Here is a 12378-nt window from a genome sequence, read left to right as displayed (position 1 = left end):
AAAGGCGCGCGGAACCACAAGCCAACCCTCCGGAGATTCCGCTGGCTAACAGCTCCCACAAGTCACCGAGCCACCCCACCTCGCCTCCCCTCACGCACGCCGCCCCTGGTAGCTTCCGCGCCCCCATGGACCGCCCCCTCCACTCCGTGCGCACGCGGCTGGACGACTTCCTCGCGGAGCTGGCCACGCTGCAGTACCGGCACGGCGCCGGACTCTCGCGAGACCTCCCCCTCGAGAGCCTCCACGCCTCCTTCCCCGAGCTCTCCGCTCCGGACACCTTCGCCGCCGCCAACGAGGCGCTCGCCAAGGCCCGCGCCAAGGAAGACACCCTGGCCGTCCGCCGCATCCAGCTGCTGCGCGAGCTGGTGGCCACCCACGTGGAAGAGGCCCTCGCCGCGCGTCCCGCCCAGGCTGTGGCCCTGGCCGAGTCCCAAGCGGTGCTCACCATCGACGACCAGACCTGCTCCTTCAGCGAGGCCCTCGGACGACTCCCCCACGAGCCCGTCCGAGCCCGCCGCGCCAAGATGGAGCGCGCCCTGGGCAACTTCCTCTGGGAGCAGCGAGGCCCCCAGGGAGACCGCCGCGAAGCCGCCCTCCACACCGTGGAGAAGCTGGGCGCGACGGACTACCCCGCCCTGCGCGAGGACGTCACCGGCATCGCCTACGCCCAGCTCGCCGAGGCCGCCGCCCAGACGCTCAAGCAGACCGAGGACGCCTACCGCGACGTGCTCGCCTACGCGCTCAAGAAGATGGACCCGCTGCTGCGCCCGCTCCCCGGAGGCGACGCGCGCCGGCACGACGTCCAGGCCGCGCTCCAGGCCCCCTGGTTCGATGAGCACTTCCGCCGCGAGGACGCCTGGCCCGCGGTGGTGCGGTGGCTCGGAGAGTGGGGCTTCACGCCCAACGCCACCGGCCGCATCCGCCTGGACGAAGAGGACCGCCCCGGAAAGTCCTCGCGCCCCTTCGCCGTCGCCATCCGCGTGCCGAGCGACATCCGCCTGGTGCTCCAGCCTCGCGGGGGGCTCGACGCGTTGGGCAGCCTGCTCCATGAGATGGGCCACGCGCAGCACCGCGCCCACGTCTCGGACACGCTGCCCATGGAGCTGCGCCGCCTGGGCGACGCCGGCATCACCGAGGCCCACGCCTCCGTCTTCGAGCGGCTCCTCCTCTCCCCCGAGTGGCTCAAGCGCTACCTGGGCCTCGGCACGGTGCTCGCGCGGGACACGATGCGCTTCGCCGCCTTCCAGTCCCTGGCCGTGCTGCGCCGCCACTGCGCCAAGCTGTCCTACGAGCTCTCCCTCTACACGAAGGGCTCATCCCCGGAGCGCGCCGACGAATACGCCGACGGTCAGCGCCGCGCGCTCTTCGCGGAGCCCCATCCCGGCTTCTTCCTGCACGACGTGGACCCGCAGCTCTACGTGGCGCACTACCTGCGAGCGTGGGCCCTGGAGACCCGGCTCACCGCGCGCCTCACCGAGCGCTTCAACGAGGATTTCTGGAGGAACCCACACGCGGCCGCCTGGCTGAAGGGGCTGTACGCGCGCGGGGGGACGGATGACGCGGAAGGACTGGCCACGGAGGTCTCGGGCACGCCACTGGCATTGCCCGAGGCGGGAGTGCGCCTCGTGGCCATCCTCAACCGGTAGTAGGCGCCGCGCGGGCGACTACTTCTTCTTGCGGAGGGCGCGGACGATCTTGTCCTTCGTCGGATTGGCGGCCGTCTCACGCGTCCGGGGCGCCGCCGCCTTGGGAGCCTGCGTCTTGGCCGCCGCGCGCGCGCGCATCGCCTTCATCAACTGCATCTCGATGACAAGAAGCTCGTCCGCCAGTTCCGCGTTGTCGCCCGCGGCGCGGGGGAGCGGGGCCTGCGTGCTGGAAGCGCCGGCGCCGTGCCGCATCCGCAGCACCTTCTCCTCCTCGGCCGACAGCGTGCGCGTCTTCTCCAGCGCCGCCTTGACCTCCTTGGCCGTCACCGTGCTACTCCCGACCTTGCGCTCCATCTCCGCTCCCTTGTTGTGCAGCTACTGAACATCCGACCATGTCGGACGCGTCCGGGCCGCAACCGTCGAGGATTGTAGAGGACGCAAGGGATGACGCAAATTTTCTTCCAACAGGTCGCTGCCGAGCTGTAGCGGCCGAGACGTCTAGAGGTGAACCCCTAGGCCCAGGAAGGCGGAGGAGAGCTCCTGGCGCTCCCCGGCGAAGGGGGAGCCGTTGGCGGAGAAGTTCTGGTAGCGCAGCTCCCCGGAGACGAAGAGCTTGCGGCTCAGCTCCACCGTCACGCCCCCGCACAGCTCCGCCCCCAGCTGGAGCGTGCGCGCCACCTCCTCGCCGTGGGCCACCATCAGGCTCAGGCCCAGCCCCAGGTATGGACGGACCCTCCGGGGCCCCGCGGGCGTGAGGCGCAGGGACATGGGCGTGGCCTCCGTGAGCTGGCGGTTGGAGGCCACGTGCCCGCCCACCTCCAGCACGGACTGCTCCCGCCGGTAGCTCCAGGCCAGGCCCGCGCTGTAGCCCACCCCGCGCTCCCCTTCCGCGTCCTTCAGGACGTAGGCGCCCACGGGGAAGACGGTGACGCCCAAGCTCCGCGCGGGGGGCTCCGCCCAGGCCTGGGTGGCCAGCAGGACGGACAGACTGGCCAGCGGGATGCGGAGGTGGCGCATGGCGCGCCTGGAGAGCAAGGCATACGCCAGCCTGAATCACCCGTGAATCCAGCCACTTGGAGCGGCTCCGGACCGGGCTGACGGCCGTGTCCGGGCAAGGCCGTCAGGGCAGGCGGCCCACCGTGGCGTGACCCGGGCCCGGGCCACCCATGACGCGGGTGTCCGGGCCTCCGGGCCGGGTGGCTACTCGCCGGCGGCCTCGTCCTCGGGCTCGGGCGGGGCATCCGAGGTCGTCGAGCCCTTGGCGCCCTCGGGCTTCGCGCGCTCGATGCCGAAGCGGTCCAGCGCGTCGGCGATGCCCTGGGGCTTGTCGGCGTCCGGGAGGAACTGCTCGGGAGGCGCCAGCTTCTGGTCCTTGCCCAGCTCCGACAGGGACGCATCCAGCGTCATGCGCAGCTCCGCCGCCTCGGACGTCTTGTCCGCCGGCACGCCGATGCGCCCGTCCAGCCGCGCCTTGAGGACGACCGACGTGGCCGCGTCCACCAGCACCTCTCCATCCAGCGAGCGGGGCAGCCGGTGGGCGAAGAAGCCCGCGCGCCGCTTCGTCGTCTCGTCCGCGCCGTTCTTGGGCTGCAGCAGCGTGGGCAGCGGACGGGAGGTGTCCCCCGCGGTGGCGGGGGCCAGCGTCACCGCGTAGCGCCACGCCGTGCGGCCCTCATAGGTGACGGTGCCCTGCGGGGACAGCTTGAGCCGCCCCTGGAAGAGGCTGTCGAAGTCGCGGATGGCGCCGGTGAGCTCCGTGCGGGTGCGCTCGGCCATGCCGCGGTCGCGCAGACGCTGGCGGAAGGGGCCGTAGCGGTTCCGGGCGAACACCTGCCCACCCACCCGCATCACCTCCAAGCCCTGGTCCCTCGAGTTCTCCAGAACACCATGGAAGTCGCCGCTGACTCCCCCGGCCCCCGCGCGGAAGGTGCGGGTCTCGGTGAGCTTCACCGGGTTGGAGTCGGAGGCGCTCCACTCGTAGCCGAGGCTGGCCTGGTAGCGGTGGGGCCCCAGCCGCTCGGTGACTTCGGCGGCGTCCATGCCGAGGATGCGGCGGGCCACTTGAGGGTTGTCCGCGACGTCCTCGGGGGGGAGCTTCTGCTGGGCGGAGGCCACCACCTTGGGTGGGTCCTCGGGCGAGAAGATGCGAGCCTTGGCCGCCTTGTCGACCGGGTCCGAGCAGCCCGTGGCGGACAAAGCCACGGCAAGGGTGACGGCGGACTTCATCAAACGGCTCACGGCTCCTCCGGAGGGGGTACCACGGGGGCGGCAAGTTACGTGGCGCGTACAGGAGCGGCAAGCTGCGGCTTGCGTGCGGCCGTGCAAGGGATAGAACGCCCAACTCATGCAGAACCTGCGCGACAAGTTGTTGAAGGCGGGCCTCGTCACCGAGGAACAATCCAAGAAGGCCACCGATGCGGCCGCCAGCCAGGCGGAAGCCCGGAGGGCCCCATCCCAGGAGGGCGGCCGCTCCGGCGGTAGCCGTCCCCCGCCTCGGCGTGATGACAACCGGACATCCGGTGGCCCTCCGCCCCGAGGCGAGGACCGAGGCCCCCGCGAGGGCGGTGCTCGCCCCAGCGGTGGTCGTCCCCCCGGTGGTGGCGGTGGACCTCGCCATGGCGGTGGCTCCTTCCGGCCGAGCGGTGGTGGAAGCAGCGGCGGTGGCGGGAGCAGTGCGCCCCACCACGGACGCCCGGCCCCCACCGAGCGGCCCATCCCCAAGCTGCCCCCCATGCCGGGCTCCAAGGCCTACCAGCGCGCGGAGTCCAAGCGCCAGGTGGAGCTGGACAAGGCGCTGCGCGAGCTCGTCATGGGCGCTCAGGTGCCCCAGGAGGCGGGTGAGACGGCGTTCTACTTCATGACCCGCAAGGGCAAGCTGCGCCGGCTGGAGCTGACGCCGGAGCAGGCCAAGCGGCTGGAGGACGGCGAGCTCGCGGTGGTGGAGCGTCCGGACCCCGCGCAAATCGAGCACGCGCTGGTGCCCTCCTCGGCGGCGGAGCAGATGTTCGCGCTCTCGAAGAAGGCGGTGCGCTTCCTCAACCGGAAGGACAGCCCCATCGGCTTCATGAACGACGAGGAGCTCAAGGCGCAGCAGGCGGCGGAGGCCGCAGGCACCGCGCCGGAGCTTCCCGACGAGCCCGAGACGGACGGCGGCGAAGAGGCCCCGGCCGAGGCGGCTTCCGTCGAGGCGCCGACGCCCGAGGGCGGCGAGAACCAGGGCTGAACCCCGATTCACCTTTCACGGCGTCCTCCCCTCCTCCCACCCCCGGTGACGAGGGGAGGCGCCTGGAGCAACGGCCTCCCCCCTTCGGCTCAGTCGAAGGCGTCCAGTCCGGTGATGGCCTTGCCCAGCACCAGCGTGTGCACCTCGTGGGTGCCCTCGTAGGTGAAGACGGACTCAAGATTCAGCATGTGGCGCACGGGCGGATACGCGTCGGTGATGCCGTTGGCGCCGTAGATGCTCCGCGCCACCCGCGCGATATCCAGCGCGCTCTTCACGTTGTTGCGCTTGGCCAGGCTCACCATGACGGGCGTCACCTTGCCCTCGTCCTTGAGCCGCGCCACGCGCAGGCCGACGAGCTGCGCCTTCACGATGTCCTGGAGCATGTCCGCCAGCTTCTCCTGCGTGAGCTGGTAGCTGGCCACGGACTTGCCGTTGAACGACGTCCGGGAGAGCGCGTACTCGCGCGCGCCCTCGAAGCACGCGATGGCCGCGCCCGTGACGGCGAAGGCGATGCCCAGCCGCGCGTTGTTGAGGCAGGACAGCGGACCTCGGAGGCCCTTCACTCCGGGCAGCAGGTTGCGCGCGGGCACTCGCACGTCCTGGAGGGACAGCTCGCTGGTGATGGACGCGCGCAGGGAGAACTTGCCGGGGATGTCCCGCGTGGTGAAGCCGGGCATGCCCTTCTCCACCAGGAAGCCTCGGACGGACTCGGGGCCGCCGTCCTCCGTCTTCGCCCACACCACGGCGACGTCGGCGATGGCGCCGTTGGTGATCCAGGTCTTGGTGCCGTTGAGGATGTAGTCGTCCCCGTCCTTGCGTGCGCGGGTGCGCATGCCTCCGGGGTTGGAGCCGAAGTCGGGCTCCGTGAGGCCGAAGCAGCCGATGACCTGCCCCCGGGCCATGGCCGGCAGGAAGCGCGCCTTCTGCTCATCGCTTCCGTAGGCATGGATGGGGAACATGCAGAGCGAGCCCTGCACCGAGGCGAAGGAGCGCAGCCCCGAGTCCCCGCGCTCCAGCTCCTGGAGGATGAGGCCATAGCTCACGGTGTTCAGCCCCGCGCAGCCGTACCCCTGGAGGTTCGCGCCCAAGACGCCCATCTCCGCGAGCGGGGGGATGAGGTGGCGGGGGAACGTCCCGTCGCGGAAGTGCCCGCCGATGATGGGCAGCACCTCCCGGTCCACGAAGGCCGCCACCGTGTCGCGCACGGCCTTCTCCTCGGGGGACAGCAAGTCGTCGAGCAGGAACAGGTCCGTGATGTCCGCGCGTGCCATGGCCCCCTCCTAGTACGGCCCTCCTCCTCGTGCGAGGAGCGGCCGGAGCCAGGCGCGCGCGAAAGCCCTCGTGGCCGCGCGTGCCCCCACCAGGCCAGGGCGCTAGGCTGCCGCGCATGACGACGACCCAGAAGAGCGTGGTGGTAACGGGTGCGAGCCGAGGCATCGGCCGCGCGGTGGCGCTGGCCTTCGCCCGTGAGGGCTATCGCGTCTGGGCCCTGGCCCGCGCGGCGGAGGCGCTGGAGTCCCTGGCCCAGGAGGGCGGCGCCGCCATCCATCCGCTCGTCGTGGACGTCGCGGACGAGGCCGCGCTCGTGGCGGCGACGAAGAAGATTCTCGCGGAAGGGACACCTCGCGTGCTGGTGAACAACGCGGGCATCACCGTGTCCGCGCCGCTGACCAAGACGCGCACCGAGGACCTGGCGCGGGTGATGGCCGTCAACGTCACGGCGCCCTTCATCCTCTGTCGGGAGCTGATGCCCGCCATGGCCCAGGCCGGAGGGGGCCGCGTCATCAACATCGGCTCCATGGCCGCCGTGCGCGGCATGAAGTACACGTCCGCCTACTGCGCGTCCAAGCATGCGCTCCTGGGCCTCACGCGGGCGCTCGCGGCGGAGTACGCCAAGAAGCAGGTGACGGTGAACGCGGTGAATCCGGGCTGGGTGGAGACGGACATGTTCACCCACGCCACGGCGGCCATCTCGAAGACGACGGGCCGCTCCGGCGAGGAGGCGCGCGAGGCGCTGGCCTCGATGAACGCCATGGGCCGCATCATCCAGCCCGAGGAGGTGGCCGCGCTGTGCCTCTTCCTCGCGTCGGACGCGGCGGGCGGAATCACCGGCGCCGCGCACGCCATCGACGGCGGCGAGCTGGGCTGACCGCCCGGCCCTCCTCCCTAAATCTGATAGCGCCCCACGATGGCGCTCAGCTCGCCGGAGGCGGCGGAGAGCTGGACGGCGGCCTGCTCACTGGCCGCCATCCGGTCGACAATCTGGTCCGCCACGTCCGCCATGGAGCTGAGCGCGGCGAACAGCTCCGCGATGCCCGCGTCCTGCTGCCGCACGGCCTCGGAGATGCTGCGCACCGTCTGGCCATTGCTCTGGATGATGTCCGCCAGCGAGCGGAGGCTCTCCCCCGCCGCGCGCACCTGGTCCAGGCCGCCCTCCACCTCGCGCGCGCCGCCCTCGCTGATGCGCACGGCGTCGGTGATGGCCCGGCCGATGTCGCCCAGGATGCCCTGCACCCGCGTCGTCGCGCCCGCGGACTGGTCCGCGAGCGAGCGCATCTGCCGCGCCACCACGGAGAAGGCACGGCCCTGGTCTCCACTGCGCGCCGCCTCGATGGAGGCATTCAGCGCCAGCACGTTGGACTGGTCCGCCAGGTCCTTCACCGTCCGGGTGATGTCGCCCACCAGCCGCGTGCGCTGATGCAGCTCGGTGACGGTGCGGCCAATCTGCTCGACGTGCGAGCGGATGTGCGTGAGCCCGCCCACGCTGCCTCGCACCGCCTCTTCACCCGCCTGGCCGAAGCCGCTCGCCTTCTCCGCCTCGCGCTGGATGGTCTCCACGCGCCGGGCCGCGGACCGCGAGGACTCCTGGAGCTGCTGCGCGGCAATCTGCACCTCGTGCAGCGCGATGGCCTGCTGTGACACGGCCTCGTTCTGCACGGACGCGGACTCGGTGAGCTGCGTCGCTGCGGACTCCAGCTGCTCCGCGGAGCCCTTGAGCGCCATCAACAGCGAGCGCAGCCGCACCATCATCTCCGCGAACGACGCGGCCAGCCGGCCAATCTCATCCTCCGAGCCCACCTCCAGCGTGCCCCGGAAGTCCCCCTCCGCCACCACCCGCTCCGCCGCCGCCGTCAAGGAGCGCAACGGCCGCGTCAGTCGCCGCACCAGCAGGAAGATGGCCCCACCCGCTGCCAGCGCCGTGAAGAGCCCCACGCCCACGATGATGAGCACCGTGGCGCCGAAGCGCGACGCTTCCTCCTCCTCATCCCGCGCCAGCACCAGCTCCAGCCCCGGGCCCACCGGCTGGCTCAGCACCCGGAAGCGCGTGTTCGCCACCTCCACGCGCCCCTCCTTCGCCGTGCGCGCGGCCACCAGCAGCCCGCGCGCGGCCGCCGGGTCCACCGTCCCCGCCACCATCCGCCCGCCCGCGTGCAGGAGCAGCTCCACACCCCGCTGCCCTCTCAAGTCCCGCAGCGGCGCCTCGTCGAACCGGCTCCCCAGCACCAGGTGCCCCACGCCGCGCCCCTCCACCTCCACGGGACGGGACACCACCCAGTAGGGCCAGTCCCCGACGAAGAGCACGCCGGGCGCCCCCGACTTCACGAGCCCCGGGAGCGACGGCAGCGGCCCCGGAGCGGAGCCCGCGAGCAGCGCGCCCTCCGGATTCGCGACGAGGAAGAGCTCCACCGAGACGAGCACCTTCTGCTCGTCGGCGAAGGCCTGGAGCGCCCGCGCGTCCACCGCCGCGCCGGAGAGCAGCGAGCGGAGCCGCTCGTGCGCGGCCACGCTGCGCAGGAGCACCTTCAGCGTCCTCGCCTCCTGGGCGATGAGGCGGCTCCAGGCGGCTTCGTCCTGGGTGAGCGATTGCGCGAGCGCCGTGTTCATCCGCGAGCGCAAGACGACGCCCGTGAAAGTCACGCACAGCGCGGTGAGGACCAGGATGACCAGGGTGATGGTCGCGGTCAGACGAGCGGCGAGGCTGTGCGTCATGCGCTCCGGTGTCGGAAAATCCTCCGAGACCCACCCTACCCCAAGCTTCGGGGATTGCGCAGTAAGGCGAGGATGACCCGGCTCGCGGGGTTGACCCGCCCGCCCCCCTTCCCGGGCCTAGGCCTCGGCGACGCGCAGGACCACGGCGGTGATGTTGTCCTTGCCTCCCGCCTCGTAGGCATCCGCCACCAGCGTGTCGCAGACCTCCCGCGCGGAGGCCAGCGACAGGCGCCGCACCAGTCCCTCCAGGCCCAGCGGCTCGTAGAGGCCGTCGGAACACAACAGGAAGACATCCCCGGGCTCGGTGTGGAGCCGCTGGAGCGTGGGCTCCGCGTTGTCCGTCCCCAGCGCGCGGGTGATGAGGTGGCGCCAGTTGGAGGCGCCCCCCGGCGGCTCCATGCCCACCTCGCGCAGCTCCTCGATGAAGGAGTGGTCTCGCGTCAGCGACTCCAGCCGCCCCCCTCGCAGCCGGTACAGGCGGCTGTCGCCGACGTGGGCCACCGCGGCGCCGTCCTTGCCCACCGCCAGCGCCACCACGGTGGAGGCCATCTCGCTCAGCCGCCCCACACGCTGCGCCTGGAGGTTGCGCTGGGCCAATTGCGAGCAGGCGGCGAGCAGGTTCTCCTCTCGCGAGCGGCGAGGGTCCGCCACCTCCGGCCACGCCGCCTCATCCTCCTGCTCCCATCGCTGGCCCAGGCCCGCGAACGTATCCACCACACAGCGGCTGGCCACCTCGCCGCCTTCCTGTCCACCCAGCCCATCCGCCACCACGTACAGCCCCAGCTCCGGCAGGACACAGTACGAGTCCTCGTTGTGGGGCCGCCGACCGATATGGGTCTGTCCCGCGCATTCAAAACGCAGCATGACACCGCCTCCTCGGGCCTCTCACCAGCAAGCGGAAGGCCAGCACCCATCCCCAGGTGGGCACCCGCTACGGATACCTCTCTTTTTGGGGCGCAAGCAGCGTGAGTGCCAGAAGACCTCGGGACGCTCCCCGCACTCGTTTGATGGCGGACGTTGCAAGTGCCCTCCACCCCGGAACGTCCTCCAGCACGAGGGGGGACGACCCCACAGGTGATGGGTGCGGACCCCCTCACCCAGGTGGGGAGGAGGCTTACGCGGGGCCTCTGGCAACTTCTTCCGTGCCCCCACGACAATCCGGATGCAGCCCGACGTGTGGCCCCAGGAAGGTGACCGATGACGACCATCCGCCGATTGTCCTCGAGCATCATGTCGGCCCTGCGGCGCACCTCGCTCGACGCGGACGTGGCCCCCGTCGCCGGCCCCGAGCGGAGCGAGTCGCTCCAGGCCGTGGAGAAGGTGCGCCGGGGCTTCTCCGACGAGAGCGACTTCGGGGTGGATGGCGCCGACGCGCTGCTGGCCTCGTTCGAGCTGGGGGACGTGGAGGAGAGCGCCTCCACGCGGGACCTGGAGCACCAGGCGCTGCGCGTCTTCTCGGGCGAGAGCTCGTTCGAGGCCTCGGCCCCTCGCTACGGCCAGCTGCTGGGCGCCCAGCTCCCCTCCTCGCTGGGAGCCCCCCGCGAGCCCGGCCTCTCCGCCTCGTCGCGGCGCTCGGGCGCGAGCGCGCCGGATGCCTCCGACATCCTCTCGCCCGACCAGGCGTCCTGGGAGCTCCAGAACCTGGATGCCTCCTCGACCCAGCTGGACTCACCCGAGGATCTGCTCTCGCTGCTGGGCTCGCCCCGCACCTCGTCGGCCTCCGTCTCCCCGTTCGACCTGGACCTGGACTTCTACGACGACTCGTTGATCCACGGACTGGAGGTCCCGGGAAGCCCGGCCACCTCCGTGGAGGGGCCGTCGCAAGCCCGGAGCACCTCCGCGTCCGCGTGGAGCGACGTGTCCGTGGAGCCCGCGGGTCCCCAGGAGTTCCTCGCGGACCTGAGCGACCTGGGCACCCTGGTCCCCGACGAGCCTGGCCCCACGGACGCGGCGTTCGCTGGCGTGCTCGGCACGCTCGCGGCCAATCCCGTCGCGGCCAGCATTCCGGCCACCGCGGCGCTCGGCGCGCAGAGCGTGGACGCCGTGGCGGAGACGGTGGAGCCCACGTCGGAGATGAACGCCGCGCGCCCGGAGCACGCGCCCGCGTCCATCCAGGATGCATTCGAGAGCGTCCAGGTGGACCCCTCCCTGCTGATGCCGGAAGGGCCGAGCCAGACCTGAGTCGCCCGGCCCCGAGCCTCCGGGGCCACCGCGCGCTTCACGTCACGGAGGCTTTCCGCCCTCGAACGTGGCGTTGAAGTTGCGCTGCGCTTCGACCACGTCGCGCGTGTACTCGTCGATGTACCGCTGGCGCTCCTCGCCCTGCCACTCCGAGGGCGAGAAGGAGTCGGTCGAGTACGCGTTCGTGGTGTGCACGTAGCCGCGCAGCGCGGTCATCAGCTCGCGGTCCGGGTCTCCCGTCTCCTTGAGCAGGAAGCCCTCCACGTCCCGCAGCTTCAGCGGGAAGGTGGGCACCTCGTCGAGGACGAGCTTTCCGAAGACGGTGAGCTTCACCTCCTGGAGTCCTTCCCTCAGCTCCTCGTTGAAGGACACGTGCGCGAAGGGGGCGCCGCTCTCGTCGTCCATGCGCCCGGCCACCACGTACCGCCCCGCCTTGCGCACGTTGATGCCGAGGAAGAGCAGCAGCGAGCCATCCGACAGCACCTCCCGCACCCGGCCCGTGAAGGTCGCCGGCACCGCGTGCGTGTAGAGGATGTCCAGGAACGCCATCCCCTCCGCCTTGCCTGAGCGCACCCGCACATTCACGCGGATGGTGCCCGAGTACAGCGGGAAGCCCTGCTTCGCGGGCTGGAACACCCCGCTGTAGATGCCGTCTCCCGCGAGCGTGTCCCCCACCGCGCCGTCATCCGTGAAGGCGACGGGCACGGGAGGCACCACGCCCCCCATGTGCTCGGCCTCGTGCGCGGAGGCGGACACCACCTCGCAGGGCCTGGGCGTGCGCTGTCCGTCCTCACACGAGACGAAGAAGCGCACCAGCTCATCCCCCACCACGAAGACCCGGTCCTGCTTGAGGCGCAGCTGCACGTCCGGATGCTCCCGACTCAGCGGGCGCGTGCGCTCCGGCTCCGCCATCTCCACCTGGTCCGGGTGCTCGCGAATGGAGCGCGACTGGGGCGGATACCGCGTCGCCGCCACATAGGACTCCAGCGTCTGCTTCGCCCGCTCCAGCCGCTCGCCCCACAGCTCACGCAGGGCCAGCCGCTCGCGCTGCTCGGGGCTCACGGCGCTCAGGTCCTGAGCCCCGGGCGTCGGACCTCGCACCAGCGCCGCGCCCGGGCTCACCGGCCCCGCCGTCTTGGGTGGAGCCTGTGCCCCCGCGCCCCCCGCGCCCTCTTCGACGAGGGGCGAGTTGCTCGGGGCCGGCTCCGCCGCGCCCGCGGCCCCACTCCAGCTCCACCACCCCGCTGCGCCCAGCACCAGGGGGATGCACAAGAAGAACCACCCGGCGCGACGCGCGCGGGACACAGGAGGCGGAGCGGAGCTATCGGGCGACATGGG

Annotated in this window: 11 protein-coding genes; 4 read left to right on the top strand and 7 right to left on the bottom strand. The window is 71.7% G+C overall.

What is annotated here, in order from left to right; translation table 11 throughout:
- Positions 1-125: 125 nt before the first annotated feature.
- Complete coding sequence (locus MYSTI_RS07145; RefSeq protein ID WP_015347049.1) at positions 126-1646, top strand: gluzincin family metallopeptidase; 1521 nt, start codon at positions 126-128, stop codon at positions 1644-1646.
- 18 nt (positions 1647-1664) lie between these two features.
- Here the strand turns inward: MYSTI_RS07145 and MYSTI_RS07140 are convergent, their stop codons facing one another.
- The 3 genes from MYSTI_RS07140 to MYSTI_RS07130 form a co-directional block, all read right to left on the bottom strand.
- The gene (locus MYSTI_RS07140) at positions 1665-2000 is read right to left on the bottom strand and encodes a hypothetical protein (protein ID WP_015347048.1); all 336 of its coding nucleotides are present in this window, start codon (positions 1998-2000) and stop codon (positions 1665-1667) included.
- A gap of 144 nt (positions 2001-2144) precedes the next feature.
- Positions 2145-2663 (bottom strand): hypothetical protein, encoded by a 519-nt coding sequence (locus tag MYSTI_RS07135; protein ID WP_015347047.1) that lies wholly within the window; start codon positions 2661-2663, stop codon positions 2145-2147.
- 183 nt (positions 2664-2846) lie between these two features.
- Positions 2847-3884, bottom strand: coding sequence for a hypothetical protein (locus MYSTI_RS07130; RefSeq protein ID WP_015347046.1), 1038 nt, complete (start codon positions 3882-3884; stop codon positions 2847-2849).
- Positions 3885-3990: 106 nt separating this feature from the next.
- Between MYSTI_RS07130 and MYSTI_RS07125 the strand changes: the two genes are divergently transcribed.
- Complete coding sequence (locus MYSTI_RS07125; RefSeq protein ID WP_015347045.1) at positions 3991-4869, top strand: DUF2058 family protein; 879 nt, start codon at positions 3991-3993, stop codon at positions 4867-4869.
- An 89-nt stretch (positions 4870-4958) separates the two neighbouring features.
- Here the strand turns inward: MYSTI_RS07125 and MYSTI_RS07120 are convergent, their stop codons facing one another.
- The gene (locus MYSTI_RS07120; RefSeq protein WP_015347044.1) at positions 4959-6140 is read right to left on the bottom strand and encodes an acyl-CoA dehydrogenase family protein; all 1182 of its coding nucleotides are present in this window, start codon (positions 6138-6140) and stop codon (positions 4959-4961) included.
- Positions 6141-6256: 116 nt separating this feature from the next.
- Between MYSTI_RS07120 and MYSTI_RS07115 the strand changes: the two genes are divergently transcribed.
- Positions 6257-7018 (top strand): SDR family NAD(P)-dependent oxidoreductase, encoded by a 762-nt coding sequence (locus MYSTI_RS07115; protein ID WP_015347043.1) that lies wholly within the window; start codon positions 6257-6259, stop codon positions 7016-7018.
- Between the two features lie 17 nt (positions 7019-7035).
- On the opposite strand, the gene MYSTI_RS07110 is transcribed toward MYSTI_RS07115, so the two are convergent.
- Together MYSTI_RS07110 and MYSTI_RS07105 are read right to left on the bottom strand one after the other, a co-directional pair.
- Positions 7036-8859 carry a methyl-accepting chemotaxis protein gene (locus MYSTI_RS07110; RefSeq protein ID WP_015347042.1) on the bottom strand — a complete coding sequence of 608 codons (1824 nt, stop codon included), beginning with the start codon at positions 8857-8859 and terminating at the stop codon, positions 7036-7038.
- A 117-nt stretch (positions 8860-8976) separates the two neighbouring features.
- Entirely contained in the window at positions 8977-9723 is a 747-nt protein-coding gene (locus tag MYSTI_RS07105) for a PP2C family protein-serine/threonine phosphatase (RefSeq protein ID WP_015347041.1), read from the bottom strand.
- A gap of 333 nt (positions 9724-10056) precedes the next feature.
- Between MYSTI_RS07105 and MYSTI_RS07100 the strand changes: the two genes are divergently transcribed.
- Entirely contained in the window at positions 10057-11040 is a 984-nt protein-coding gene (locus MYSTI_RS07100; protein WP_015347040.1) for a hypothetical protein, read from the top strand.
- A gap of 42 nt (positions 11041-11082) precedes the next feature.
- On the opposite strand, the gene MYSTI_RS07095 is transcribed toward MYSTI_RS07100, so the two are convergent.
- A complete protein-coding gene (locus MYSTI_RS07095) occupies positions 11083-12375 on the bottom strand; it encodes a choice-of-anchor X domain-containing protein (protein WP_015347039.1) in 1293 nt (430 codons plus the stop codon).
- Between the last annotated feature and the right edge of the window lie 3 nt (positions 12376-12378).

Origin of the sequence: Myxococcus stipitatus DSM 14675 (genome assembly GCF_000331735.1) — a bacterium.
GTDB lineage: Bacteria > Myxococcota > Myxococcia > Myxococcales > Myxococcaceae > Myxococcus > Myxococcus stipitatus.
Note: the sequence above shows the minus strand (reverse complement) of the source record. Positions and strands in the feature narration are given on the sequence as shown.